This window comes from Enterococcus sp. AAFC-DPL-5182, from assembly GCF_058216605.1.
Genome location: NZ_CM177101.1, coordinates 1,840,679 through 1,866,579 on the forward strand (window position 1 = coordinate 1,840,679; position 25,901 = coordinate 1,866,579).

Sequence of the window (25,901 nt, forward strand, 5' to 3'; positions counted from 1 at the left end):
TCGACGATGTTAGTATCTTATAAATGGTTAAGTGAATATTTGGATCTATCAGAAATTTCTGCTAAAGAGTTATCGGATCAAATGTCTTTAACAGGAATCGAAGTTGAAGGAATTGAAGTACCAGAAGAAGGATTAAAAAAAATAGTTGTCGGTGAGGTCAAAGAATGTGTTCCTCATCCTAATTCAGATCATCTGTCGATTTGCCAAGTGGATATCGGTGAAGAAGAATTGTCGCAAATTGTTTGTGGTGCACCAAATGTTAAAGCTGGTATCAAAGTGATCGTAGCTTTACCAGGATCTCGCATTACTGGTAACCAAAAAATTAAAAAAGGTAAAATGCGTGGCGAAGTTTCAAATGGTATGATTTGTTCTTTACAAGAATTAGGTTATTCCGATAGTGTTATTCCTAAAGCTTATTCTGAAGGAATTTATTATATGCCGCAAGATGCTGTTAATGGTGATGATGTCTTTTCCTATTTAGATATGGATGATCATATTATCGAATTGTCAATTACACCAAATCGTGCGGATGCGCTAAGTATGCGCGGCGTTGCCTATGAAGTAGGGGCTATTTACCGTCAAACACCTAAATTTAACGATGAAGTTTTAGAAGAAGACACTAGCGAAAATGCTGCTGAATATATATCCGTAGAAGTTGAAGATAAAAAAGATGTTCCTGCTTATCAAATCAGAATTATCAAAGATGTTAAAATTGCAGAAAGCCCAATGTGGCTACAAACACGTTTGATGAATGAAGGAATTCGTCCGATTAATAACGTAGTGGATATAACAAACTATATTCTTTTATTATTTGGACAACCACTGCATGCATTTGATTATGACAAATTACAAAGTAAAAATATTTTAGTAAGACGTGGGAAACCAGAAGAAGAAATCGTTACTTTAGACGGTGAAACGCGAAAACTTTCGACTGAAAACATCGTCATTACTAATGGGGAGAAGCCTGTAGCATTAGCTGGTGTAATGGGGGGAGCCGATTCAGAAATTACGGATGGAACAACAACGGTTGCTTTGGAATCTGCTTTGTTCGATTCACTTTCAGTTCGCAGAACCTCCAAAGAATTTAATCTACGTAGTGAATCTTCCAGTCGATTTGAAAAAGGCATCAATCATGCAACGATTGGTGAAGCAGGGGATATAGCTGCAGCTATGATCGCTAAGTTAGCTAATGGAACAGTTGTTTCAGGGAAAGCAATTGGATCTGATCTAACCATTGAAGAGGTCGTGGTCAGTGTGACGGTTTCGCGAATCAATGAATATTTAGGAACTGAGATGAATCAAGAAATTGTTAGCGAAATTTTCGATACACTAGGATTTACTTATGAACTTAATCAGGATAAATTCAATGTAACGGTTCCTCCTAGACGCTGGGATATCAAGATTGAAGCGGATTTGATCGAGGAAGTTGCGCGAATTTACGGTTATGATAACCTACCATCTACTTTACCAAAAGGGGAAACTGTAGCAGGGAGTTTAACAAGTGGTCAAGAATTAGTTCGTAAAATAAAAGGCTTATTAGAAGGCTGTGGTGCAAGTGAAGCCATCAGTTATGCCTTGACAACAGAAGAAAAATCCCTTCAATTTATGATGAGAGACAGTCAAATAACTCGTCTACAATGGCCAATGAGTGAAGAACGTTCTGTCTTAAGAATGAACTTGATTTCAGGGTTACTAGATGATGTAGCGTATAATGTTGCACGTAAAAATAACAATGTTGCTCTTTATGAAATTGGACGAGTATTCTATCAAGATAACGATCCTAAAAAAGAATTGCCTCATGAAGAAAATCATTTAGGAATCGTATTATCAGGGAATAAAGTTGTAAAAGATTGGCAGACAAAAGAAGTGCCCGTCGATTTTTATACAATCAAAGGGATGCTGGAAGTGTTATTTGATTCTGTAGGAATTAAAGATAAAATAACTTATGAAGCGACAAAAGATAACCAAGAGCTGCATCCAGGGAGAACTGCTTTAGTGAAATTAAATGACGCGGTCATTGGGTTTATTGGTCAAGTTCATCCGACAATCGCAAAAGAGTATGAGATTCCTGAAACCTATGTCGCTGAGTTGAACCTTCAAGCTATTATTGAAGAAGAAAATGATGCGTTAGTTTATCAACAAATTTCAAAATTCCCAGCAGTTTCGAGAGATATTGCTTTACTAGTTGATGAAACAGTAATGAGTCAAGAATTGGTTGAAACAATTTCTAAACATGCTGGAAAATTCTTGCAGTCTGTTCATTTGTTTGATGTTTATCAGGGAGATAACATTGCTGAGGATAAAAAATCAATGGCATATAGCTTAACATTTGTAAATCCAGAAGCAACATTGGTTGATGAAGAAATCAATCAATCAATGGAAAAAGTAGAAAAAGCCTTAGTTGAACAATTTAATGTAACGATTCGTTAAAAAGAAATAAGAGTACAGCCCATACTATTATATAGTTTATGCTGTACTCTTATTTTTATGCCCAGTTTCTAGATAACCATCTAGAAAACTGAGAGATGGAAAAGTTAATCACGAAATACATCAAAGCTACAAGTCCGTAAATAGCAAAAACTTGTCCTGTTTGTGCGTAACGTCCCATTAAAATATAGGATTTTCCGAACAGCTCCTGTAAAGCAATAACAGAATATAAAAAACTAGTATCTTTAATGACCGTTACAAACTGAGAAACGATTGCTGGCAACACATTACGGATTGCTTGAGGTAAGACGATATACAAAAGAATTTGGAATTTGCTAAATCCTTGTGATCGAGCAGCTTCCTTTTGTCCTTTATCAACACCGTTTAATCCTCCGCGAATAATTTCGGCTAGAGCGGCTGTTGTGAAAACTGTAAAACTAACGATACCAGCCGGTGTCGATTTGATTTTAAAAATCAAGAAAATGACATAAATCCACAGTAGATTAGGGATATTCCGCACGATTTCAATATATAGACTAGCCAAAAACTTCAAGGGACCAGATTTTCGATTCCGTAAAACAGCTAAAATAGTGCCAAAAATAGTGCTTAAAATAATTGATACAAAAGAAATATACAGAGTAAGCTTCAAACCATCAAATAAAAAGCGCAAATTATTGCCGGTCAGAAGTTGACTCATTTGTTCTGAAAAAGACATGTTTGCGAACCTCCTATCTGGTATAAGCTTTCTTATTGTTTTCTTCTAGTTTACGAGCTAGTTTAGCTAATGGGAAGCAAAGGATAAAATAAAGAAATCCTGCTACAGCAAAAGCGGGTATATAATTTAAATTGATCGATGACCAACTATTGGCGGTAAACATGACATCAGCGCCTGAAATGATTGCCACAGTTGACGTATTTTTAATCAGGTTGACGATTTGGTTTGTTAATGGTGGTAACATAATACGCCAAGCTTGTGGTAAGACGACATAACGCATCGTTTTACCATAAGAAAAACCTTGTGAATACGCTGCTTCAAATTGCCCTTTAGGAACTGCTCCGATTCCAGAACGGACGACCTCTGAAATGTAGGCACCATGATAAAGACCGACGCAAATGATAGCAATAGTGGTTGTCGAAAAGGTCAAGAGAGGGCTAATCAACGGAAAACCATAATAAACGACAATAAATTGAATCAATAATGGTGTATTTTGGAAAAACTCAACGTAAATTCGACTGACTAGATTCAGTACTTTATTTCGCATTGCAGAAAGACTACCGAAAAAAATTCCTAGTAGCATCGCAACAATTAGTGAACCTACAGCTAATAGAATTGTATAGAGAAAAGCATCAGCAAAAAGTTTCCAGTCTTTAAGTAATGCTTCCCATCTAAAGAGCGCAAATGGTCCAGCAGTTGCTATAACAAACATCTAAATTCCTCCCAAACTCTAACAGAATAGTATAGAATCGGAAAGTATTAGTCCAGATTCCAGTTTTTGTAAATTTTTTCTAAAGTCCCATCTTTTTCCCACTTTTCAATCGATTTATTTAAGAAGTCATTTAACTCAGTATTTGATTTCTTAGTAGCAACCCCATATTCTTGTGGCGAGAAACCATCCTTAAGGATTTCTGTACTATCATCGACGTAGCCAGTTAAGATAGATTTATCAACGGAAAAGGCATCAATTCTTTTTGACGTTAGGGCAGTTTTTAGTTCTGGATAGGAACCAAGTTCTTGATATTTAAATGAGACACCCAGTTTTTTTGCTTGTTTTTCAATTGCTTCTTTGGTTGTAGCAGATTGAACAACACCAATTGTTTTTCCATCCAAACTTGCGGTATCAGTAAATTTATCTGATTTTCTAACTAAAAAGCCAACTTCATCTTTATAGTACGGTGTTGTAAAGTTATACGTTTCTTTACGTTCATCAGTGATAGTGAATGTAGCGATGACCATATCTAACTCCCCATTGTCTAATAACGGTCCGCGCGTTTTAGCTGTTACGCCAACAAATTCTACATTGTCCTCGCTACCAGTCAATTCTTTAGCAATCAAGCGGGCAATGTCAGGTTCCATACCTTCGTTTTTATTTGTGTCGGGATTCATATAACCAAAATTTGGGACATCTTCTTTAACGCCTACTTTGATAACGCCGGCATCTTTAATTTTTTGAATGTCCGTTGTTCCTTTATTGTTAGAATCAGCTGTAGAATCTCCGCCACTGCCGCACCCTACAACTAAACCAAGTAATAAAGTAAGAGATAATGCACTTAATAATTTTTTTGTTTTTTTCATTTAAAATTCCTCCTTGTAATTGTTTTATTCTATTAATTATGAATGATTTTACTTAAAAACTCTTTTGCGCGTTCATTTTGAGTGCTAGTAAAGAAATGCTCAGGCGTACCTGTCTCAATGATTTGACCGTCATCCATAAAAATGACTTTGTCAGCTACTTGACGCGCAAATCCCATTTCATGTGTGACACAAATCATCGTAATATTTTGTTTAGATAAATCAACCATCACGTCTAACACTTCTTGAATCATTTCTGGATCAAGAGCCGAAGTCGGCTCGTCAAACAAAATAATTTCTGGATGCATATTCAACGCTCGCGCAATCGCCACACGTTGTTGCTGACCGCCAGAAAGTTGAGCAGGGTAAGCATTCGCTTTGTCGGCTAATCCAACCCGTTCTAAGTACTCCATGCCGGTTTTTGTTGCTTCTTCTTTACTAACACCTTTGACTTTGATGGGTGCTAAAGTCAGGTTTTGTATAATCGTTTTGTGAGCATATAAGTTAAAACTTTGAAAAACCATCGCTACTTTTTGACGTACCTGTTGAACGGGTGCCTTAGGTTTCGTAATATCGATACCGTCGACAAATATGTGACCATCAGTGACTTTTTCTAAACGATTTATGCAACGAATCAAAGTACTTTTACCAGAACCAGATGGCCCTATGATAACAATCTTCTCTCCTTCGTTGACACTTAAAGAAACATCTTTCAATACATGATGATCTCCAAAATACTTATTGACATGTTCCAACGAAATCATGGTCATTCTCCTTTATGTATAAAATTATCACATCATATTTAATGATAGTTGATTGATTAGTGAATAAGATAGATAGATAAGAAATGAAGAAACGAATAAAAAATCAAAACTGAGAAAATGGAAAGTTATATACTATGGACTTTTATTTCTACTTTATAAGCTTTTTAAGCGGAAAGGAGCTTAGGGTGTTGTGAGTTTATAAAAATAATTTTCTTTTCAATTTAATCATATCATCATAAATCTATTCATTCGTTAATGTTAGAAATTATAACATACGAAAAAAGAGATTACCAGTTTTTTTTAAAGCCACCAAGAAGAACAATTGAAAACTTACTTTATAAAGAATGATATAATAGGAGTTAGTGATAATAAAACTTGAAAAAAAGTACTAAAAAGTAGAGAATAAGAGTGTTGAAAAAATACTGTAAAGGTTTGATTGACTTGAATAAACATGAAGCAATAGGATTTATAGATTCTGGGGTCGGTGGGCTCACGGTGGTTAAAGAAGCGCTAAGGCAACTACCTAATGAACGCTTGATCTATCTTGGAGATACAGCACGGTGTCCTTATGGACCCAGACCGGCTGAACAAGTAATTCAATTTACATGGGAAATGACAAATTTTCTTTTAGAGAAAAAAATTAAAATGTTAGTGATTGCTTGCAATACTGCGACAGCCGTTGCACTAGAGGAAATTAAAGCACAATTAAATATACCAGTTGTTGGGGTGATTTTACCTGGCACCAGGGCTGCATTGAAAGCTACGAAAAATAATCGTATTGGTGTTATTGGTACTGCTGGCACAATTAAAAGTAGTGCTTATGAGGAGGCGTTAAAAAGTAAGGCTCCTAGTACATTTGTTTCTAGTTTGGCCTGTCCCAAATTTGTACCAATTGTTGAAAGTAATGAATTTCATTCTTCTGTAGCGAAAAAAATTGTATCAGAAACCTTAAATCCACTACAATTGAAGAAGCTAGATACACTGATTTTGGGTTGCACTCATTATCCGTTATTAAGGCCTTTGATTCAAAATATAATGGGGAATCAGGTGACGTTGATTGATTCAGGAGCTGAAACAGTTAGTGAAGTAAGTATGCTGTTGGATTATTTTGATATCGCAAATAGCCCGCAGTCTAAAAATGAACCAAATGAATTTTATACAACAGGATCTGCCAATATGTTTAAGACAATTGCAGATGATTGGCTAAATTTAGAAAAACTGACGGTTCAGCAAGTACGATTATCACAATTTAAACGATGAGTTTCACCTGTAAAATTGCATGAAAAACTTAATTGCTAACTAAAGGGAGGAAGAAATAGATGAGACATGATGGAAGGCAAGCCAAGGAATTAAGGAAAATTACTATTGAAACCAATGTTTACAAACATCCAGAGGGATCTGTTGTAATTTCTTTTGGTGATACGAAAGTGATTTGTTCTGCAACCGTGGAAGAAAAGGTACCACCGTTTTTAAGAGGTGAAGGGACGGGATGGGTAACCGCCGAATATAGCATGCTTCCAAGAGCTACTAATACAAGAAATATTCGTGAAAGTGCCAAAGGAAAATTGACTGGTAGAACAATGGAAATCCAACGATTGATTGGGCGTTCCTTAAGAGCCGTTATCGATTTGAAAAAATTAGGTGAACGAAGTATTATCGTTGATTGTGATGTTATCCAAGCCGATGGCGGTACTCGTACTGCAAGCATTACTGGTGCTTTTGTAGCAATGAAAATCGCAGTTGAAAAAATGCTAAAAGCAGGCGTTTTACAAGAGGACCCAATTAAAGAATACCTAGCAGCAGTTAGTGCTGGCATTTTAAGTGATGGCGAGTGTGTTCTTGATTTAGATTATACGGAAGATTCTGCTGCTGCTGTGGATATGAATTTAGTGATGACGGAATCTGGTAATTTTGTTGAACTTCAAGGTACTGGTGAAGAAGCAACGTTTTCAGGAGATGAACTAAATTCGTTATTGTTCTATGGAAAAACAGGGATTGAGCACCTGATCGCTTACCAAAAAGAAGCTTTGATGCACCAAGTAACAGAAAAGACGTTTCCATCAGAAACGAAAACAATCGTTATCGCAACTAGAAATCCAGGAAAAGCCAAAGAGTTTAAGAGAATATTTGCTGAAAAAGGCTATTCTGTAAAAACGTTGTTAGATTATCCTGAACTACCAGATGTTGAAGAGACGGGGAAAACGTTTGAACAAAATGCTCGCTTAAAAGCAGAGACAATAGCGGGTATTTTGAAACAACCTGTTTTAGCGGATGATTCAGGGTTGATCGTTGATGCATTAGATGGGATGCCTGGGATTTTCTCAGCGCGATTTGCTGGGGAACCCACAAATAATGCTGCTAACAATGCAAAACTACTTCACGAATTAACAGGAGTACCACAAGAAAAAAGATCAGCGACATTTCATTGTACACTTGTTTTTGCTGCTCCAGATAAAAATAGTTTAGTGGTAGAAGGCGATTGGGCAGGTGAAATCGGGACTATTCCTCGCGGCGATCACGGATTTGGTTACGACCCTTTATTTTTCATACCAGAAGAACAAAAAACGGCGGCTGAACTTTCAGATAGTCGGAAAAATGAAATCAGTCATAGAGGAAAAGCTGTTGCGAAATTAAAAGATCAGTGGGAAAATTGGTTGAAAAATTAGGAGGAATCAGATGAAGTATCTAGTGGTAAGTGATAATCATGGTGATCGTGATATATTAGTCGATTTGACAGAAACATATCGAGGCAAAGTAGATAAAATGTTCCATTGTGGTGATTCAGAATTAGAACCGACTGATAGCTTGTGGAATGATTTTATTGTCGTTAAAGGAAACTGCGATTATGATCCTGATTTCCCAAACGTTATAGTAGAAAAAAGTGGAACAGATATTATTTTTATGACACATGGACATTTATCTAATGTACGAACAGGCCTGACTTCTCTTGCTTTACAAGCTGCTGAAGTCAATGCAAATATCGTATTATTTGGTCATACACATGAGATTGGGTGTGAAGTCAGGGCAAATGTTCTTTACCTGAACCCAGGCAGTATCAGTCAACCAAGAGGACCGATTCAACTAAAATCTTATGCAATAATTGAAAGTACGCCTGAGCAACTAATTGTTCAATATTATGGGCGAAAACACCAACCATATAAAGAATTGCACTTTGTTTTTAATAAAAACTAATTTTTCAAACGAAATTTGTTCAAGAAACAAAAGTGAAGAAAATAAGGACAAATCTTAATTTTTTTTAAGAGTTATGAAAAAAGTTTGAATTTAAAGACATTTGCATCCGTTTTCTGTACAATGATAGTTGTGGCAAAGAAAATGAAATGGAGGCACTCCAATGATTGGAACTGCTGTAAAAGAATTATTATTAGAAAAACAAGAAACGTTTTTGATACCAGCGGAAAATGTGGCAAATGTAATGTGTTTAAATCCGCTAAGTCATGCTCTACTAGTCTTATCACAAGTGAAATATTCAAAAATCCCTGTTTTAGATAAAGGCGATCGTTTTGTCGGGTTGATTAGTCTATCTGATGTTGTCGATAAAATGTTCGATATTACATCTGTTGATTTTGATAAATTAAAAGACTTTACTGTAGCAGATGTGATGGAAGTCAATGTTCCTGTAATAGGCGAAAAATGGGAATTAGAAGACGTTCTTCATTTATTGGTAGACGCGGCATTTTTACCAGTAGTAGATGATAATCAATGTTTTAAAGGGATCATCACGCGCAAAGAATTGTTAAAGGCAATTAATCACATGGCTCATGAATTAGAGCGAAAGAATATTATTTTACCGAAATCTGATGGAGAAACGATGGAGATGAAAGTGATTTGATCATTTTAAACGAAGGAATCACTTTTTTCTATTTTTGATAAACAAATTACACAAAGACAACTAGTTTTTTTTACAAATCAATCTTTTTTTTAATTTGAAGGGAGTTATTTTGATGGACGCATATGAAATTATTCATTATATCGGGAATGCTGAAAAAAAAACACCAGTGAAAGTTACCTTGAAAGGTAAACTCAAAGAAGTGATCTTTCCTGAGGACATTCAAGCTTTTACTAATTGTAAGACTGGAACCTTATTCGGTGAATGGAAGGTCATCAAAGAGTTTCTTGAAAAAAATAAAGAGAACATTATCGATTATGTTATTGAAAATGATTCGAGAAACTCTGCAATTCCGATGCTGGATGTAAAAGAAATCAACGCTCGTATTGAACCAGGATCTATAATCAGAGATCAAGTTGAGATCGGTGATAATGCTGTAATCATGATGGGAGCCGTGATCAATATCGGCGCTGTGATCGGTGAAGGGTCAATGATCGATATGGGTGCAATTTTAGGCGGACGAGCTACTGTTGGTAAAAATTGTCATATCGGTGCAGGAACTGTTTTGGCAGGTGTTATTGAACCGCCAAGCGCGGAGCCAGTTGTTATCGAAGATAATGTGTTGATTGGTGCGAATGCTGTTGTTCTAGAAGGGATTAGAGTAGGTGAAGGTGCTGTTGTTGCAGCTGGAGCAATCGTTGTTGATGATGTAGCACCTTTTACTGTAGTTGCGGGTGTACCAGCTAAAAAGATAAAAGATATTGATGCAAAAACAAAAAGCAAAACAAACATGATGGAAGAACTACGTAAACTATAATAGTTAAGGTCAACACAATTAAATATAAAAAATGGCTTAAAGCTCATGTTGAGTTTTAAGCCATTTTTTTGTTATATTAAACTTTCAAATGTGTAAGCTAAATGTTCGCCTATTCAATTCTCCATAAGTTTAAAACTGATTATAATTAGTTTTATAAGATTAAGTAGGAGGAACAAGTAATATGAAAAACAAAAAGATGAAATTAATTATTGGTGGTATTTTGATTGGAGTAAGCGTGGGAAGCTATTTTCTCTTTTTTTCCTCCTCAAAAAAAGTTGAACCTAGTTATAGTGCTTTTACTTTAAATGAATTAGATCCACTCCTATTGAAAGGAGAAGTTAAAGCAACCCAAACCGAAGATATCTTTTATGATCAGACCTTGGGAACCATTACGGATATTCCAGTTAAACATGAACAAGAAGTTAAAAATGGAGAGGTTCTTCTTAATTACTTAAATGGTGAGGCTCAGACTAGAGCAGATCAACAACAGCGCACTGTAAATAAAAGCAGCTTATCGGCTCAGCAAGCAGCTCAAAATTTAAGCAGAGCACAAGCCCGTTATAATGAAGCACAGGCAAGTTTGAATCAAAGTAAAGCTGATTTTGACCGAGAAGTTGATCCTGATAAAAAAGAAGAACTAAAAGGAAAAATCGAACAGCAACAAACAGAAGTAACGGGTTTTAATAATGATGCGATTCAGGCACAACAAGCATTAGATCTTGCTTATACAGAAGTTAACGATGAATCAGCAGCATTAGAATCAGAAAAAGGGAAAGTAACATCAACCATAAACGCAACAATCGATGGTGTAGCGATGGTCAATGAAGCTGGAAAAAAATCATTGGATCAGCCTTTGATACAAGTGTTGAGTAAGGAGAAGCAAACCAAAGGAACGGTTACAGAGTATGATTTAAACAAACTAAAGATTGGACAAGAAGTCAGTGTGACATCCATCGGCTCCAACCAGACTGCACAAGGGAAAATCAGCAGCATCAACCAATTACCTAGATCAAAAAATGGCAGTGATTCAGAGATTCCAACTTATGAGTTTATTGTAGATGGAGATTTCCCATGGGCATATGGCTCATCTGTACAAGTCTCATTACCACAACCGCAATTGGTTTTACCTGAGAAATCTATCGTCACGAAAGAAAATAAAACGTTTGTTTTCGTTTATAAAAATGGACGAGCCGTTAAAACTGATGTAAAAATAGCTGATATAAATGGTTCTAAAATTGTGGAGTCAGGCGTTTCAAAAGGGAACAAAATCATCGGAAACCCAAATGAAGCCTTAAAAGATAATGCAGAAGTGCAGGTGGTCGAAAATGATTAAACTTGAACAAATCAATAAATTTTACTCTTTGGAAGAAGAACAACTTCATGTTTTGAAGGATATTAATTTTGAAATCAAAGAAAAAGAATTTGTGGCCGTTATGGGTCCGTCTGGTTCAGGAAAATCAACATTGATCAATCTGATTGGTTTTATCGATAAGAAGTTTGAAGGGAAATACTTATTTGAAGGAACAGAAATTACCGATTTTTCTGATAAGCAACTTTCTGCTATCAGAAATAAATCAGTTGGTTTTGTTTTTCAAAACTTCAGCTTGATTGAAAATAATACTGTGTTTGAAAATATTGAATTACCTTTATTATATAACGGCTCGGCATACACCAATACTAAAGAGAGAGTCTATGAAGTATTAGAGAAAGTGGGCTTAGCTGATAAAGGGAATAAATATCCAAAGCAACTCTCAGGTGGTCAGCAACAACGTGTAGCAATCGCAAGGGCAATTGTTAATTCCCCAAGGTTTATCATTGCAGATGAGCCAACAGGTGCATTAGACTCAAAAACTTCTGAAGATATTATGCAATTGTTCCAAGACTTGAATAAAGAAGAAGGCGTAACAATTATTTTGGTAACTCACAACCCTGAGATGATCTCTTATTGCGGACGTTTGATTCGAGTGAAAGATGGTGCCATCGTTGAAGAGGAGCTGATTAAATGAAAAATTTCGTTATATGGAAGACGGCGTTGAAATCAATTTTGAAAAATAAAAAACGCAGTTTTTTAACAATGTTTGGGATCATTATTGGTATTGCCTCCGTAATCACAATAGTCTCTATCGGTAATGGATTTAAGCGTGATATGATTGATAAAATGTCAATGACCAACACAAACGAAAACATTAGCAACATCACCTTTAATTATTATGATGTATCTAACGCTTTTAGCGAGAGTGAAGTCTTTAAAAAAAGTGACTTTGATTTAATTAAAAGTATAAAAGGCGTAAAAAAAGTGGACTTTTATAAGACAAAACAAAAATTAACAGAACGCCAAGTAGAATTGTATATTAAAGGCAAAAAACTAACAAAAAAAGTAGAACGAGTTAAAAAAACGACTATAAATTTATTGACAGGGCGACAAATCGAACCAAAAGATAGCGAAACATTGAATAAAGTGGTTGTAATCGATGAAGTTCTAGCTCAAAAACTTTATGGAGATGCTGAGAAAGCAATTGGACAGGGATTTGAAGTCGCAAATGAATTATTTACAGTTGTTGGGGTCAAAGTTAGCACAAGTGGTACACTCTCAATGGAAAATCAGGAACCTCTTGCTTACTTTCCAATTAAGAGCTATGATCACTATTTTAATAAAACAGAGACCCAATCTATTCTGAATGTGGAATCAGAAGTTGGTCAAGATAAAGAGAAAGTGATCAGAGACGTTTTAAAACAATTAAATTTTAATGGTAGTACCAGAAATATCGGGGAGTACGAACTGTACAATCCAAAATCTGATATTGATCAGATGGGAAGCATCTTGGATAATCTTACACTGTTTATTTCTGCCGTGGCAGGTATTTCACTATTTATTGCTGGAGTAGGTGTCATGAATATGATGTATATCTCAGTTTCTGAGCGGACAAAAGAAATAGGCATCCGGCGTGCTTTAGGTGCAACTGAAAAAGATATCAGAAAGCAATTTTTAGCAGAAGGATTAACTTTGACTTTGTTGGGAGGCATGATTGGTTATCTATTAGGGATGATGTTAGGATTTATTTCATCATTATTTTTACCTTTTGCAGTTCGACCAGACTTATTTACAATCGCCTTAGCGGTCGGTATTTCAGTTTTGATCGGTGTTGTTTTTAGCTATATGCCAGCATCGGCTGCTTCTAAAAAAGATTTGATTGATATTATGAAATAATCGGAATCTGCTTCCATTATTTACACCAATTCTAAGTGATTGGGACATGACTTAAGGAGTTTATGTCCTAGTCACTTATTTCCATTAGGAGATGTTACTCATATTATTGTTAATGGCAAGGTGGACAAAACCATTAGGGACATTTTTGGTGAATTTTAACGTATTTACTCAAAATTATTTAGAGTGTTTACGAAGACTTGATTATGTTTGCATACTTAAATGAAATAAAATTTCTCTCAATGAAAGATTGACATAAACACCTTTTTATTCAACAATAAGATATAGTGAAAAAGAAAAGAGGCAGATGAACAGTGATTCAAGAACAATTAATTGAGATTCGTAGACAGCTGCACCGAATACCAGAAATAGGGTTAGAAGAGAAAAAAACACAAAATCTTTTATTAGAAATTATCCAGTCAATAGAGAAAGAATTTGTAGAATATAGAACTTGGCGAACAGGCATTTTAGTATTTATTCATGGGAAAAATCCTAAAAAAACGATTGGTTGGCGTGCTGATATCGATGGTTTACCAATCACTGAAGAGGTCATTTCTGATTTTCAGTCCACCCATAAAGGGTATATGCATGCCTGTGGTCATGATTTTCATATGACTATAGGCTTAGGATTGTTAGAACAAATGACATTACAACAACCTGAGAACAATTATTTGTTTCTTTTTCAACCAGCAGAAGAAAATGAAGCTGGTGGTATGTTGATGTATGAAGAGGATGCATTTGGCTCTTGGTTGCCAGATGAATTTTATGGTCTTCATGTCAACCCTGAATTACCATTGGGGATGATCACAACAAAAGTCGGTACACTTTTTGCTGCCACTTGTGAAGTCCAAATCACTCTAACAGGTAAAGGTGGACACGCTGCATTCCCGCATGACTCAAACGATATGATTATAGCAGGGATGAGTCTTGTTCAGCAGGCTCAAACGATTGTGAGTAGAAATGTTAATCCAGTTGAGGGAGCAGTTGTAACCTTTGGGACATTTAATGCAGGGACCGCCACAAATGTGATTGCTGGTGAAGCAACGATTTCTGGTACAATTCGGACATTGACAGAGGAAATGAATCAATTGACGCAATCTAGAATCAGAGAGATTGGAGAAGGAATTGCAAAATCTTTTAACTGTGAGGTACACGTAATGCTAGATCAGAAGGGGTATGTTCCAGTTATTAACAATAAAAAAATTACTGAAAATTTTATATCGTTCATGGAATCCGATCCAGATGTTTTCTTTGAAGAGGCACAAGTGGCTATGACGGGGGAAGATTTTGGTTATTTGTTATCCAAAGTGCCGGGAATGATGTTTTGGTTAGGTGTAGATAGTCCATATGGTCTTCATTCTGCTAAATTTGATCCTAAAGAAGAAGCGATTCCTTTTGCCGTAAAACATATTAGCAAATTCTTGCTATCTTTGGATAAATAAAGGGAAATTATGGGAGTGTTAAAATCATGAAAAAAAGAAGAATTGTTGCTCTGAGTAACAGGAACAATACGACATATTATATTGTTATTGGTGAGAACAAGGAAGACTTTGAGAGTTTCGATTTGTAATAGATGGAGCTAGTGATGTGCAAGAAAAAGAAACGGGACAGATAATGCGCAGTTTTAAGGAAGAGTAAAAAAGTAGAAGGTAAGACTCATTTAGAGATGATCTTACCTTCTACTTTTTATTTACTCGTTCATAATAGTTCATTTTAGTGTGATTGGTGTGTTTGGAATCGTGAAATTAGCTTCAGACAGTTTTTTTACATATTGTGCCAAAAATTCTTCCCTAATAGGTGCTTGTTTTCCATTTAGCACATACATCGTTGTACGAACAGCGAAATTCCCATTACCAAGATCTACCATACCAAAAATCGTCGGTCCAGTTTGAATGCTTTCGGCGTACTTTTCTTTTAACTCTTGATTGACTTGATCAATGATTGTTGTGATTTGATCATATCCTTCATCAGGCATAATTCGAACGTCGATCAAAACTTGCATATTTGATCTGGAAAGATTACTTATGGTTGTTATATTGCGGTTTGGAATAAAGTGAACAGTGCCATCTAAGGCTTTCATTTGCGTTGTCCTAAGGCCTACCGCTGTAACTGTTCCTTCAATTCCAAGTGCAGTCAAACGAATATAATCTCCCACATCCATTTGCTGTTCTAAAATGATAAAAAAACCGGTAATAATATCATTCATAAACCCTTGAGCACCTAAACCGATAGCTACACCAGCAATACCAGCTCCAGCTAGAAGCGAGCCCACAGGTACCCCGATTACCGTTAGCAAGGAATAAATGAAAAAGAAGAAAAGTGTATATTGGAAAGCATTGTTGATCAAAGTGTGTAATGTTTTCAATCGGCTTTCACTAAATGCTTGTTTCTTACTATAGTTACCGTATGTTTTATCAATAAGCATCTTACCTATTCTATTCAAAATCACAAAAAGAAGAATTAAAAAGAGTAGATAAATCGCTTTTTCAATCAAAGTAGCGAGAATCTGGTCCCAATTGATCCCATTCCAAAAACGCTGAAGAGCGTTTACTTTTTTTTCAGTGACAGCTTTTATATCAAGTGTCGAATCCATTGTACGTTCAACGGTTTTACTGGATATTGATTGTCCAAGAATAAACAAGGATATCCCAACTTTCTTTTTTATCGATGATTACTTTATCATTATACTTGAATTTGAAAAAAGATGTCATTATTTATGAAAAAGCTTAACAAAAATATGGGAAATGTGTTACAATATTCTGAAAATAAGGAGTGATTGTATGACAATAGATTGGGATACATTAGGTTTTGATTATATAAAAACACCATTTCGCTACATTTCGACTTGGAAGGATGGGCAATGGGATGAAGGAAAACTAACAGAAGATAATACGCTACATATCCATGAAGGGTCAGCCGCACTTCACTATGGACAACAATGTTTTGAGGGACTAAAGGCATATCGTTGTAAAGATGGTTCAATCAATCTTTTTCGAGTAGATGAAAACTCTAAACGGATGAATCGTAGTGCGAAACGTTTAATGATGGCAGAGGTTCCAGAAGATAAATTTATCCGTGCAGTTGAGGACGTTGTAAAGGCTAATGAAGCATTTGTTCCTCCATATGGCAGCGGCGGAACGTTATATATTCGTCCGCTTTTGATCGGTGTCGGTGAAGGGATTGGTGTTCATCCAGCGCCAGAATATCTTTTTACGGTATTCTGTATGCCTGTAGGTGCCTATTTCAAAGGAGGTTTAACTCCGACAAACTTTATATTTTCTGATTATGATCGTGCTGCACCTCAAGGAACGGGTGCAATTAAAGTTGGTGGGAACTATGCAGCTAGCTTGCTGCCAGGGGAAGAGGCACGAAAAAAACACTTTTCAGATTGTATCTATCTTGATCCTGCAACACATACGAAAATCGAAGAGGTTGGCTCAGCTAATTTCTTTGGAATCACAAAAGATGATCGTTTCATCACACCATTATCGCCGTCAATTTTACCAAGTATAACTAAGTATTCACTACTTTATTTGGCCGAACATAACCTTGGCATGGAAGCAGTAGAAGAAGATGTGTACATTGATTCTTTAGATCAATTTAAAGAAGCTGGAGCTTGTGGAACAGCCGCTGTAATTTCACCAATTGGTGGTATTCAAACGTATGACGATTTCCACGTGTTTTACAGCGAAACTCAAGTAGGACCGATCACTCAAAAGCTTTATGATGAACTGACGGGGATTCAGTTTGGTGATATCGCTGCACCCGATGGTTGGATCAGAAAAATACAGATATAGAAAAGATAAAGGTGTTGTCAAAGGACAAGCAACTTTCTAATAAAGAAAATGACGAAAAGCTCTCGTTGTTTTCTTTTTTTTGCTAAAGGAAAAACATTCGTTTCGTTCATTTTTGATCAAAAACTAAAATAAATGCGTATTACTATTTTAGGAAGAAAGATTAGAAATGAGGAATACAAATGAAAAAGAAAGTATTATTTTTAGCAATGATCACAGTTTTTAGTTCGACTCTATCGCCAATTTTTGCAATTGCAGTACCGCTTGTAAAAAACAAAAATGATATTGAACAAATAACAGATTCAATCGAAAGTGTCGATTGCTCAACATCAAGTACAGAGACAAGTATTCATCATGATACAGTGAGGGAGTCGACCGCGGATATACAAATAAAAAAAGAGGACATACAGATTTCATCTGAACCTGTAAATAATGATATTGATAGCTTAAAACCGGAGCAGGAAGAAATACTTCCAACACAACTGACTAATTCAGATATAGTGATTACTGAGAATCAAGCAACTAAAGATTTCATTCAAGTAATTGGCAAGCATGCTGAAAAAATCGCACATGACTATCATTTATATGCCTCAATAATGATTGCCCAAGCAATCTTAGAATCAGGTGCTGGTACGAGTAGCTTAGCTTGTGATCCTTATTTTAATTTGTTTGGAATCAAAGGAGCCTATGAAGGAAGGTCTGTGGTGATGAAAACGCAAGAAGATGACGGAAAAGGCAATCTATTTTCTATTGAGTCAACATTTCGCCGATATCCTACGTATAAAGAATCTCTAGAAGATTATGCAAGACTGTTAAATGGCGGACTAATTGGAAATTCTGACTTTTATAAAGGTGCTTTTAAAAGCGAAACAAAAAATTACCAGGAAGCAACAGCATTTCTAACTGGAAAATATGCAACTGACATACACTATGCAGAGAAGTTGAATCAGTTGATTGAAATGTATGGATTGATCAATTATGACGACTTTCAAAGTGAAAAAATAATTGAACCAGAAAATTCATATGCAACAGTGGAATTTAATGTGAAATTTATAAAAATTAAAAATATCCGTGCTTTAATGAACAATAAACTTCAGGAAATCAAATCAAAAAAACATAAAGAGGAGAGTACGAAATATTTCATTTTAATAAAGGATCACTACATTAAATGTTCGGAATGGGTAAGACAACTGAACAATCTCTTTTCTTGATTGTAATCTTGTTAGTGTTCATCTTGTCTTTTAAGGAGTATACTAAATTTGTATTCATTTTTTAAAGAAAGGAATGAAAAAAGCATGTCTTTTAGAAAAACAAAAGAATTGATGAATGGTTCGATTATCCCACGTTTAGGATTAGGGGTCTGGCAAGTGAAAGATGGAGATGAAGCAGTTGATTCTGTGAAATGGGCCTTAGAAACTGGTTATCGTTTGATTGATACCGCTGCAGCCTATAAAAATGAAGTTAGTGTTGGTGAAGGAATCCGTGCCTCTGGTGTTCCTCGAGATGAAATTTTTGTAACAACTAAATTATGGAATGCTGATCAAGGATATGAGTCAACTTTGAGAGCCTTTGATGAGAGCTTGAATAAGCTTGGTTTAGATTATATTGATTTATATTTGATTCATTGGCCGGTAGAAGGGAAATATAAGGATTCTTGGCGGGCAATGGAAGAGATTTATCAAAGCGGACGTGCCAAAGCAATTGGGGTTTCTAACTTTCATAAACACCATATTGAAGATTTGTTAAAAGAGGCTAAAGTTGTACCCGTGGTTGATCAAATAGAGATCCATCCTACATTAACACAAGTGCCCTTACGTAAATTTTTAGCAGATAATAAAATTGCAGTTGAAGCTTGGTCGCCGTTGGGACAAGGGAAAATTTTGGAAAATCCTACATTAGTTGACATCGGTAAAAAATATAATAAGACTGCTGCACAAGTGATTATTCGTTGGCATCTACAAAACGATATCATTGTGATTCCAAAATCAGTCCATCAAGAGCGGATCGAACAAAATTTTGATGTATTTGATTTCGAATTGACTTTAGAAGATATCAAACGTATTGGTGACCTAAATAAAAATGAACGTTTAGGTCCTGATCCAGATAATTTTGATTTTTAATGCCATGAAAAAAGCGATAGGAATTTGATTAAAACCAAATTCCCATCGCTTTTTATAATTGATTTACAAAATAATCAAATAACTTAAATTCTTTTGCCTCTACATCAAAGCGAAGTTCAGGATGCCATTGAACACCTAATATTCTTTGCTTAGGGTTTTCCGACTCAATTGCTTCTGCAATACCATCAGATGATCTTGCAGTAATTTTTAAAGAAGAAGCTACAGTGTTAAGAGCTTGGTGATGATAAGAGTTAACCCGATATCTTTCGCCAAGTAATGGATATAAAATACTGTTTTTTTCTATTTGGATATCATGTGTTGCAAATTGCGGCTGAGTAGGCTGCTGTCCATGTTTAACCTTCCAGTCAGAATATAATGAGAGGTCTTGGTATAAAGTTCCACCCAAAGCAACATTTAAAAGTTGCATGCCGCGACAGACCGCAAAAATAGGTTTATTTTGTTTAATGGCTTCTTTGATCAAAGCTAGTTCAAACAGATCACGACTACGATTTGTTTCTTCTAGTTTTGGATGAGGATCTTCACCAAATAAATCTGGAGAAATATCTTGTCCGCCAGCTAATAATAATTTGTCTATTTTAGAAATATAGTCCGCAGCGGCTTGTTTCTCTCCAATTGGCAATATGATCGGTAATCCGCCAGCTTTTTGAACAGCGGTCACAAATCCTTGTGGTGTATAACTTACATGGTTGCCGTTAAATACATCAACGGATTGAATAATTTGATTTCCAGCTATGCCGATAATCGTTGTCATTAAATCACTTCCTCAATTAATATGTAGGATAACAGTGTATCACTTTTTTTATAAAATAGGGGGCTAAATGGCTTTAAAACATAGTTGAATCTAAATACAATAAAAAACAGTTAAGCTCAAAGTAGGAATGACCTAAAAAGAGATTAACTGTTTTTTTACTCTTAACGAGTACGAATGACTTCGATTTTATAGCCATCTGGATCTGTAATAAAATAATAAGATGGTGGAGTTCCAGGTAAACCTTTCATATCTGTAACTGTGAAACCGGCACTTTTTTGTTCCTCATGCAATTTTTCGATTTCGTCTGTACTAATAGCTATATGACCATAACCATCGCCTAGTTCGTAAGCTTCATGATCGTAATTATACGTTAATTCTAGTTCGTAACCATCACCTGGCAATGTTAGATAAACTAAAGTAAATTTATGTTCTGGAAAATCACGACGGCGGCTTTCCTCAAAATTGAATGCCTTTTGATAAAATTCTAACGACGCTTCTAAATCTTTAACACGAACACAAGTGTGAGCCATTTTCATATGAGTCATCTTCCTTTCAAAAGTGGATATTATCGTAAACCATCGAAATAATCTACTGATATTTTTATAGTAGCATAGACTGGAATAAAATTGTGAGCGAAATGATAAGATATTACTTGTTCATGAGAAAATTCTCATGTAAAATTAGATTAAAAGAAAAGGGAGTTGTTTTTATGAAAACACCGTCATTCGGTGAAAAATCGGATACACTGGTCTATAAAAAAAGGCTAGGTGCTTATATTATCGTGTCAAGAAGTAATGCAACAGAAATAGTCTTGGTTCAGGCACCTAATGGAGCATATTTTTTACCGGGCGGAGAAATTGAACCAGGAGAGACTAAAGAAGTTGCAATTCATCGAGAAATGATCGAGGAGCTTGGATTTGAAGTGATCATTGGTGAGTATCTAGGACAATCAGACGAGTACTTTCATTCAAGACACCGAAGTACAGACTATTATAATCCAGGTTACTTCTTTGTTGCAGACGGTTGGACACAAGTATGTGAACCTTTAGAGAAGACGAATACCATTTGTTGGGTTACGGTTGAGGAAGGAATTCAGTTACTAAAACGCGGTAGTCACAAATGGGCAGTACATAAATGGAAAGACAATCAATAAGAGCTAATGGGTACCAATAAGAAGATTCGGAGAACCATGCATGAGGATAATCGCCTTATGTATGGTTCTCCTAGTTTTTTTAAAGAAAATGAAAAACAAAATGGAAAAATCATGAGAAATTTTATTTTTATCGCTGAAATAAGAATGTTTAGTTCAGTGTTTGTTTTTGAATGATGCATTTGCTGTAAGAGAGAAGCCATTTACATGAGTGATTGAACAAGATACATGACATTTTCTAAATCCTTTATAGCAGATAGCGGTTTTTGCTGAACGTGCAAGGTTTTGTTAGACCACTTTTTGTTTAAACTAAGTACAAAATAAGGCTTCAAAAGAGATTGAAACCCTTTCATAAACAGATTATATTGAAATAGAACCAATAAGTCGTACGCTTGGTTAAACTCAAAAGGGGTGTTGCATATTGTTAAGTGAAATGATAAAAGAAGAATTTATTCAACTACGAATTGACGCTTCCGATTGGGAAGATGCAATCCGAAAATCGGCTAGCCCTCTGCTCAATGGTGGAAAAATCACAGCAGAGTATATTGATAAGATTATTGAAACAGCGCAAACCTCAGGGCCTTATATTGTGGTTACAAAACATGTTGCACTGCCCCACGCACCAACACAATTTGGTGCGCTGGATTTAGCAATGGGTATCACAACATTAAAAACACCAATCGCCTCAGGAAATAAAGCGAATGATCCAGTCAAATATCTTTTTTGTATGAGCGCTAAAGATAGTGAAACTCACTTAGAATCTATGGCTGAACTCGTCAACTTATTAAGTGATCAAAAGTTTTATCAAGTTTTAGATACAGCAGAAAAACCCATGGACATTTTAAATTATATTATTGAAACAGAATAGGAGATGAATACTATGCATAAAGCACTTGTAGCTTGTAGAGCTGGAGTAGGGTCAAGTCTAATGTTAAAAATTAAAACGGAGCAAGTAATAAAGGAAAATGGTTTTCCAATACAAGTTGAACATTCTTCTTTGGATGCGGTACCAGGATTTGATGGTGACTTATTGATAACTTTGGCGGATGTTGCAAAAGAGTTGGAAACACAAGGATTAAAGCAAACAATCATCGGGATCAACAATATTGTCGATAAAATTGAAATTGAAAGTAAACTAAGCCAATTTCTGAATGGCTGATACAATTGCAAACACAAGGAGATGAAAAAAAGTGGATTTTATTATTAGTTTTTTAAGCACGCCAGCAGTTTTGCTAGGTATCGTTGCATTCGTGGGACTTGTTGCTCAAAAGAAGACAGGGACAGAAATACTAACAGGCACCTTTAAAACGATTATTGGTTTCATGGTTTTTAGTGCTGGTGGAGCATTGATGACTGGCGCATTGCAAAATTTCAATAAGCTATTTCAAACAGGTTTTAATATAGTAGGGGTTGTTGCTTCACCAGAAGCAGCAACGGCTATGGCTCAAGAACAATATGCTTTAGTAACTTCTTGTACGTTGATTTTAGGATTTCTAATGAACTTAGTTTTTGCTCGTATCACACCGATGAAGAACATCTTCTTTACAACAGGTCACAGTTTGTTCTTCGCATGTGTATTGTCACTGATCATCAAGTCACATGGTATTTCAGATATTGCAGCAATTATTTTGGGAGGAACGATTTTAGGCTTTTGTTCTGCTGCGCTGCCTCAACTATGTCAACCTTTTATGCGGAAAATTACTGGAAGCGACGATGTTGCAATCGGGCATTTTAATATGATTGGTTACTCTTTATCAGGCTATATTGGAAAGCTTTTTAGTAAACATGAAGATAAAAGTACTGAGCACATTAACTTTCCCAAATGGTTGTCATTTTTTAGAGATTTTTTAATGGGTGTTGCGGTTATTATGCTGATTCTCTTTTATGTATCCGCTTTAAAAGCTGGCCGATCAGTCACACAAGAGTTGGCGGGAACAACTCATTGGCTAGTTTTCCCAATGATTCAAGCATTTACTTTTACTGCAGGGATGTCTATTTTAATGACAGGGGTTCGCATGTTCTTAGCTGAAATTACGGCAGCTTTTGTTTCTATTTCAGAAAAATTTATTCCAAATTCTCGACCTGCATTAGATGTTCCAACTGTTTTCCCATATGCTCCAACGGCTGTCATTGTTGGTTTTTTATCGGCCTACGCAGCAGGGCTAGTTGGTGTGGCAATCATGGTGATTTTCAAATTTCCAATCGTTATTATTCCAGCTGCGCATATTTGCTTTTTCTCTGGTGGAACAGCAGGAGTCTTTGGTAATTCAACTGGAGGATGGCGTGGAGCGGTAGCTGGATCGTTTATTATTGGTCTGCTATTAGCGTTTTTACCAACGATACTTTACCCCGTTTACGGAAGTATGGGACTGGAAGGGTCAACGTTTCCGAATATAGATTACAATGTAATCGGAATTTTCCTCGAGAAACTATTAAATTTATTTAGTTAAGCAAGGTGCCTAATTTAGTAAACTGGAGGTAATGGAATGATGAAGCAACAAACAGATCAAATATTATTGAATTTTTTTCAAAATACATCTGAGGAACTAAATAAGTTTATTCAAGAAATATCAATAGAGCCATTATTAGCTGCAAAGGAATTGATTCTAACTTCGGAAAAAAAAGGCGGACGAGTTCATGTGACTGGAATTGGAAAACCTGGTCATGTTGCAGAATATATTGCTTCGTTATTATCTTCAACAGGAACACCAGCCTATTTTTTAGATGGTACCGAGGCGATTCACGGTTCAGCTGGTCAGGTTAGAGCAGAAGACGTTGTCCTTTCTATTTCGAATAGTGGTGAAACCGCAGAATTAAAACAAACGGTTCAAACATTAAAGAAAAACGGCGCCAAAATTATTTCTGTTACTGGCAAAAAAAGTTCGTGGCTGTCAAAAAATAGTGATTGTTTCCTTTTTGCAGGTGTAACAAAGGAAGGGGATTCTTTAAATAAGCCACCACGAGCTTCAATTTTAGCGGAAGTACTGATTCTCCAATCTTTGAGCGTATTGCTACAAGAAGAAAAAGGGATCACAAACAAAGACTATATAAAATGGCATCCTGGAGGAACTTTAGGGCAAAGTAGTTCAAAGTAGAAGTAGGGAAGGAAGAGCCAAAATGACACCCGTAGGAATCATTACAGCAATGGTCACACCAATAGATAAAACAAATAAACTCAATATAGTGGCTACAAAAAAACTAGTGAATCATTTAATCGACAAAAAGGTTAATGGACTGTTTATTCTTGGAACGAATGGGGAATTTCATGTTTTAAGTGAAGTTGAAAAATTAAGATTCGCTGAAATCGTCATTACTGAAACCAACGGCCGTGTACCAGTATATGTAGGGACTGGCGGAAATAGTACAAACCAAGTAATCAAGTTATCAAAAGAAATGACTTCACTAGGTGCGGATGCACTATCTGTTATCACACCGTTCTTTGTTGCTCCTACTGAAAGTGAATTGATTACGCATTATCAAACGATTGCCGACGCAAAAATTGCTCCTATTTTGTTATACAACATACCTAAAAATACAGGAACTGATATTAGTCGTAACACAGTTGAAAAGTTAGCTGAGCATCAAAATATCATCGGGATCAAGGATAGTAGTGGCAAAATAGAAAATATAAAAGGCTATATTGACGCATCAAAAAATAAAGATTTCTGTGTTTTAGCAGGATCAGATTCTTTGATACTTGATGCATTACAAGCTGGTGCTACTGGAGCAATTGCGGCTACATCAAATGTATTGACTGAAATAGATGTAGCAATTTACCAATATTGGTTAGAAGGGAAAATAGAAAAAGCGCGTATGATGCAAGACAGTATTGAAGAATTTCGTCGTATTTTAAAATTAGGAACCATTCCTTCAGCATTAAAAGCCGCTATCACTTATCAAGGGATCGATGTTGGTCAACCAAGGTTACCAGTTCAGCCGTTAGATAGTGAATCGCTTTTAGATGTAGCTAAAACAATAGAATACTATAAAAAAAATTTTTCCACAGAGGAGGATAACAATGTTCCGAACAACTATACTGAACCGAATTGAAGAAACAGCTATTATGGCAATAGTTAGAGTGGAAACAATTGAGCGTGCAATTGAAATTGCAGGTGGATGCTTAGAAGGTGGTGTGGACTGCTTAGAAATCAGTTATACTTTACCCAATGCGAGCGAAATCATAGAACAGTTAAATACACATTATCAAGAACAATTATTAATCGGGGCTGGAACAGTGTTAGATAGTGAAACAGCTAGGTTAGCAATCCTAGCTGGCGCAAAATTTATCATTGCTCCAAATTATAATGAATCAGTGTGTAAATTATGTAATCGTTATCAAATCCCCTATATGCCTGGTTGCAGCAGTGTTACAGAAATGATCACAGCAATCGAAGCAGGAGCTGCAATGGTCAAAGCTTTTCCAATTTCAACGTATTATGGACCGACACTGATTACAACATTGAAAACACCAACTCCTTATCTTCCGATCATGTCATCTGGGGGAGCTAACAAAGAGAATATTGACGAGTGGTTAGAAAGTGGAGTAGATTGTATAGGGGTTGGTAGTCTGTTGACCAAGGGAACGAAGGAAGAAATTACAGCAAATGCCAAACAATTGAAACAGGCAGTGATTAAATATAAGATGAAAAAAAAGTAAGAAAGTGCTAAACGCTTTAGCGTTTCAAAAAAGGATTGTTTTTGGAGGAGGGGATGAA

The 25,901-nt window shown here is 35.9% G+C and carries 27 protein-coding genes; 20 read left to right on the forward strand and 7 right to left on the reverse strand.

All coding sequences use genetic code 11. The features are described from left to right. The first annotated feature begins 6 nt into the window (after positions 1-6). Entirely contained in the window at positions 7-2,430 is a 2,424-nt protein-coding gene (gene pheT, locus AC4BB7_RS08470; RefSeq protein ID WP_490485058.1) for a phenylalanine--tRNA ligase subunit beta, read from the forward strand. Between the two features lie 55 nt (positions 2,431-2,485). On the opposite strand, the gene AC4BB7_RS08475 is transcribed toward pheT, so the two are convergent. The 4 genes from AC4BB7_RS08475 to AC4BB7_RS08490 are packed head-to-tail and all read right to left on the reverse strand — an operon-like array spanning position 2,486 to position 5,481. Next, complete coding sequence (locus AC4BB7_RS08475; protein WP_086312977.1) at positions 2,486-3,142, reverse strand: amino acid ABC transporter permease; 657 nt, start codon at positions 3,140-3,142, stop codon at positions 2,486-2,488. Positions 3,143-3,155: 13 nt separating this feature from the next. Next, on the reverse strand, positions 3,156-3,854 hold the full coding sequence (locus AC4BB7_RS08480; RefSeq protein WP_490485059.1) for an amino acid ABC transporter permease: 699 nt from the start codon (positions 3,852-3,854) through the stop codon (positions 3,156-3,158). Between the two features lie 47 nt (positions 3,855-3,901). Continuing rightward, the gene (locus AC4BB7_RS08485; RefSeq protein WP_086312979.1) at positions 3,902-4,720 is read right to left on the reverse strand and encodes a transporter substrate-binding domain-containing protein; all 819 of its coding nucleotides are present in this window, start codon (positions 4,718-4,720) and stop codon (positions 3,902-3,904) included. Positions 4,721-4,752: 32 nt separating this feature from the next. Continuing rightward, entirely contained in the window at positions 4,753-5,481 is a 729-nt protein-coding gene (locus AC4BB7_RS08490) for an amino acid ABC transporter ATP-binding protein (RefSeq protein ID WP_490485060.1), read from the reverse strand. A 441-nt stretch (positions 5,482-5,922) separates the two neighbouring features. Between AC4BB7_RS08490 and racE the strand changes: the two genes are divergently transcribed. The 9 genes from racE (at position 5,923) to AC4BB7_RS08535 (ending at position 14,792) form a co-directional block, all read left to right on the forward strand. Continuing rightward, complete coding sequence (gene racE / locus AC4BB7_RS08495; protein ID WP_490485133.1) at positions 5,923-6,741, forward strand: glutamate racemase; 819 nt, start codon at positions 5,923-5,925, stop codon at positions 6,739-6,741. A gap of 59 nt (positions 6,742-6,800) precedes the next feature. After that, a complete protein-coding gene (gene rph / locus AC4BB7_RS08500) occupies positions 6,801-8,147 on the forward strand; it encodes a ribonuclease PH (protein WP_490485061.1) in 1,347 nt (448 codons plus the stop codon). Positions 8,148-8,157: 10 nt separating this feature from the next. Next, positions 8,158-8,673: a metallophosphoesterase gene (locus AC4BB7_RS08505; RefSeq protein WP_490485062.1), complete on the forward strand. Its 516-nt coding sequence runs from the start codon at positions 8,158-8,160 to the stop codon at positions 8,671-8,673. Between the two features lie 160 nt (positions 8,674-8,833). Beyond that, entirely contained in the window at positions 8,834-9,331 is a 498-nt protein-coding gene (cbpB, locus tag AC4BB7_RS08510) for a cyclic-di-AMP-binding protein CbpB (protein ID WP_086312983.1), read from the forward strand. A 112-nt stretch (positions 9,332-9,443) separates the two neighbouring features. Further along, on the forward strand, positions 9,444-10,145 hold the full coding sequence (gene dapD / locus AC4BB7_RS08515; protein WP_490485063.1) for a 2,3,4,5-tetrahydropyridine-2,6-dicarboxylate N-acetyltransferase: 702 nt from the start codon (positions 9,444-9,446) through the stop codon (positions 10,143-10,145). 181 nt (positions 10,146-10,326) lie between these two features. After that, entirely contained in the window at positions 10,327-11,478 is a 1,152-nt protein-coding gene (locus AC4BB7_RS08520; protein WP_490485064.1) for an efflux RND transporter periplasmic adaptor subunit, read from the forward strand. Beyond that, positions 11,471-12,151, forward strand: coding sequence for an ABC transporter ATP-binding protein (locus AC4BB7_RS08525; protein ID WP_086312986.1), 681 nt, complete (start codon positions 11,471-11,473; stop codon positions 12,149-12,151). Before AC4BB7_RS08520 ends, AC4BB7_RS08525 begins: the two co-directional genes overlap by 8 nt. Beyond that, entirely contained in the window at positions 12,148-13,353 is a 1,206-nt protein-coding gene (locus AC4BB7_RS08530) for an ABC transporter permease (protein WP_086312987.1), read from the forward strand. The genes AC4BB7_RS08525 and AC4BB7_RS08530 overlap by 4 nt, the downstream gene beginning before the upstream one ends. Positions 13,354-13,664: 311 nt before the next feature. After that, complete coding sequence (locus tag AC4BB7_RS08535; RefSeq protein ID WP_490485065.1) at positions 13,665-14,792, forward strand: N-acetyldiaminopimelate deacetylase; 1,128 nt, start codon at positions 13,665-13,667, stop codon at positions 14,790-14,792. Positions 14,793-15,058: 266 nt separating this feature from the next. Here AC4BB7_RS08535 and AC4BB7_RS08540 read toward each other — a convergent pair whose 3' ends face one another. Further along, complete coding sequence (locus tag AC4BB7_RS08540; protein ID WP_490485066.1) at positions 15,059-15,991, reverse strand: mechanosensitive ion channel family protein; 933 nt, start codon at positions 15,989-15,991, stop codon at positions 15,059-15,061. 139 nt (positions 15,992-16,130) lie between these two features. Here AC4BB7_RS08540 and AC4BB7_RS08545 point away from each other — a divergent pair, with 139 nt between their 5' ends. The 3 genes from AC4BB7_RS08545 to AC4BB7_RS08555 all read left to right on the forward strand — a co-directional run bounded on the left by AC4BB7_RS08545 (position 16,131) and on the right by AC4BB7_RS08555 (position 19,264). Continuing rightward, complete coding sequence (locus tag AC4BB7_RS08545; RefSeq protein ID WP_490485067.1) at positions 16,131-17,147, forward strand: branched-chain amino acid aminotransferase; 1,017 nt, start codon at positions 16,131-16,133, stop codon at positions 17,145-17,147. A 179-nt stretch (positions 17,148-17,326) separates the two neighbouring features. Next, positions 17,327-18,355, forward strand: a complete 1,029-nt coding sequence (locus tag AC4BB7_RS08550) for a glucosaminidase domain-containing protein (RefSeq protein WP_490485068.1) — start codon at positions 17,327-17,329, stop codon at positions 18,353-18,355. Between the two features lie 84 nt (positions 18,356-18,439). Then, positions 18,440-19,264 (forward strand): aldo/keto reductase, encoded by an 825-nt coding sequence (locus tag AC4BB7_RS08555; protein ID WP_490485069.1) that lies wholly within the window; start codon positions 18,440-18,442, stop codon positions 19,262-19,264. A gap of 52 nt (positions 19,265-19,316) precedes the next feature. Here AC4BB7_RS08555 and AC4BB7_RS08560 read toward each other — a convergent pair whose 3' ends face one another. Both AC4BB7_RS08560 and gloA read right to left on the reverse strand, forming a co-directional pair. Further along, on the reverse strand, positions 19,317-20,036 hold the full coding sequence (locus AC4BB7_RS08560; RefSeq protein WP_490485070.1) for a gamma-glutamyl-gamma-aminobutyrate hydrolase family protein: 720 nt from the start codon (positions 20,034-20,036) through the stop codon (positions 19,317-19,319). A 161-nt stretch (positions 20,037-20,197) separates the two neighbouring features. Beyond that, on the reverse strand, positions 20,198-20,572 hold the full coding sequence (gloA, locus tag AC4BB7_RS08565) for a lactoylglutathione lyase (protein WP_490485071.1): 375 nt from the start codon (positions 20,570-20,572) through the stop codon (positions 20,198-20,200). Positions 20,573-20,745: 173 nt separating this feature from the next. On the opposite strand from gloA, the gene AC4BB7_RS08570 reads away from it, so the two are divergent. The 7 genes from AC4BB7_RS08570 (at position 20,746) to AC4BB7_RS08600 (ending at position 25,843) form a co-directional block, all read left to right on the forward strand. Then, on the forward strand, positions 20,746-21,189 hold the full coding sequence (locus tag AC4BB7_RS08570) for an NUDIX hydrolase (RefSeq protein ID WP_490485072.1): 444 nt from the start codon (positions 20,746-20,748) through the stop codon (positions 21,187-21,189). 418 nt (positions 21,190-21,607) lie between these two features. Continuing rightward, positions 21,608-22,054, forward strand: coding sequence for a PTS sugar transporter subunit IIA (locus AC4BB7_RS08575; protein ID WP_086312995.1), 447 nt, complete (start codon positions 21,608-21,610; stop codon positions 22,052-22,054). A 12-nt stretch (positions 22,055-22,066) separates the two neighbouring features. Continuing rightward, a complete protein-coding gene (locus AC4BB7_RS08580; protein ID WP_490485073.1) occupies positions 22,067-22,345 on the forward strand; it encodes a PTS sugar transporter subunit IIB in 279 nt (92 codons plus the stop codon). 31 nt (positions 22,346-22,376) lie between these two features. Further along, on the forward strand, positions 22,377-23,636 hold the full coding sequence (gene ulaA / locus AC4BB7_RS08585; protein WP_086312997.1) for a PTS ascorbate transporter subunit IIC: 1,260 nt from the start codon (positions 22,377-22,379) through the stop codon (positions 23,634-23,636). 36 nt (positions 23,637-23,672) lie between these two features. Further along, positions 23,673-24,281 (forward strand): KpsF/GutQ family sugar-phosphate isomerase, encoded by a 609-nt coding sequence (locus AC4BB7_RS08590; protein ID WP_490485074.1) that lies wholly within the window; start codon positions 23,673-23,675, stop codon positions 24,279-24,281. A gap of 22 nt (positions 24,282-24,303) precedes the next feature. Further along, positions 24,304-25,236 (forward strand): 4-hydroxy-tetrahydrodipicolinate synthase, encoded by a 933-nt coding sequence (dapA, locus tag AC4BB7_RS08595; RefSeq protein WP_490485075.1) that lies wholly within the window; start codon positions 24,304-24,306, stop codon positions 25,234-25,236. Continuing rightward, a complete protein-coding gene (locus AC4BB7_RS08600; protein ID WP_490485076.1) occupies positions 25,205-25,843 on the forward strand; it encodes a beta/alpha barrel domain-containing protein in 639 nt (212 codons plus the stop codon). The genes dapA and AC4BB7_RS08600 overlap by 32 nt, the downstream gene beginning before the upstream one ends. Positions 25,844-25,901: the final 58 nt, after the last annotated feature.

Excerpts from the sequence above, each read along its gene's own strand:
- pheT (WP_490485058.1), top strand. The coding sequence starts at position 7 with ATGTTAGTATCTTATAAATGGTTAAGTGAATATTTGGATCTATCAGAA.
- AC4BB7_RS08475 (WP_086312977.1), bottom strand. The coding sequence starts at position 3,142 with ATGTCTTTTTCAGAACAAATGAGTCAACTTCTGACCGGCAATAATTTG.
- AC4BB7_RS08480 (WP_490485059.1), bottom strand. The coding sequence starts at position 3,854 with ATGTTTGTTATAGCAACTGCTGGACCATTTGCGCTCTTTAGATGGGAA.
- AC4BB7_RS08485 (WP_086312979.1), bottom strand. The coding sequence starts at position 4,720 with ATGAAAAAAACAAAAAAATTATTAAGTGCATTATCTCTTACTTTATTA.
- AC4BB7_RS08490 (WP_490485060.1), bottom strand. The coding sequence starts at position 5,481 with ATGATTTCGTTGGAACATGTCAATAAGTATTTTGGAGATCATCATGTA.
- rph (WP_490485061.1), top strand. The coding sequence starts at position 6,801 with ATGAGACATGATGGAAGGCAAGCCAAGGAATTAAGGAAAATTACTATT.
- AC4BB7_RS08505 (WP_490485062.1), top strand. The coding sequence starts at position 8,158 with ATGAAGTATCTAGTGGTAAGTGATAATCATGGTGATCGTGATATATTA.
- cbpB (WP_086312983.1), top strand. The coding sequence starts at position 8,834 with ATGATTGGAACTGCTGTAAAAGAATTATTATTAGAAAAACAAGAAACG.
- dapD (WP_490485063.1), top strand. The coding sequence starts at position 9,444 with ATGGACGCATATGAAATTATTCATTATATCGGGAATGCTGAAAAAAAA.
- AC4BB7_RS08520 (WP_490485064.1), top strand. The coding sequence starts at position 10,327 with ATGAAAAACAAAAAGATGAAATTAATTATTGGTGGTATTTTGATTGGA.
- AC4BB7_RS08525 (WP_086312986.1), top strand. The coding sequence starts at position 11,471 with ATGATTAAACTTGAACAAATCAATAAATTTTACTCTTTGGAAGAAGAA.
- AC4BB7_RS08530 (WP_086312987.1), top strand. The coding sequence starts at position 12,148 with ATGAAAAATTTCGTTATATGGAAGACGGCGTTGAAATCAATTTTGAAA.
- AC4BB7_RS08545 (WP_490485067.1), top strand. The coding sequence starts at position 16,131 with ATGACAATAGATTGGGATACATTAGGTTTTGATTATATAAAAACACCA.
- AC4BB7_RS08550 (WP_490485068.1), top strand. The coding sequence starts at position 17,327 with ATGAAAAAGAAAGTATTATTTTTAGCAATGATCACAGTTTTTAGTTCG.
- AC4BB7_RS08555 (WP_490485069.1), top strand. The coding sequence starts at position 18,440 with ATGTCTTTTAGAAAAACAAAAGAATTGATGAATGGTTCGATTATCCCA.
- AC4BB7_RS08560 (WP_490485070.1), bottom strand. The coding sequence starts at position 20,036 with ATGACAACGATTATCGGCATAGCTGGAAATCAAATTATTCAATCCGTT.
- gloA (WP_490485071.1), bottom strand. The coding sequence starts at position 20,572 with ATGAAAATGGCTCACACTTGTGTTCGTGTTAAAGATTTAGAAGCGTCG.
- AC4BB7_RS08570 (WP_490485072.1), top strand. The coding sequence starts at position 20,746 with ATGAAAACACCGTCATTCGGTGAAAAATCGGATACACTGGTCTATAAA.
- AC4BB7_RS08580 (WP_490485073.1), top strand. The coding sequence starts at position 22,067 with ATGCATAAAGCACTTGTAGCTTGTAGAGCTGGAGTAGGGTCAAGTCTA.
- AC4BB7_RS08590 (WP_490485074.1), top strand. The coding sequence starts at position 23,673 with ATGATGAAGCAACAAACAGATCAAATATTATTGAATTTTTTTCAAAAT.
- dapA (WP_490485075.1), top strand. The coding sequence starts at position 24,304 with ATGACACCCGTAGGAATCATTACAGCAATGGTCACACCAATAGATAAA.
- AC4BB7_RS08600 (WP_490485076.1), top strand. The coding sequence starts at position 25,205 with ATGTTCCGAACAACTATACTGAACCGAATTGAAGAAACAGCTATTATG.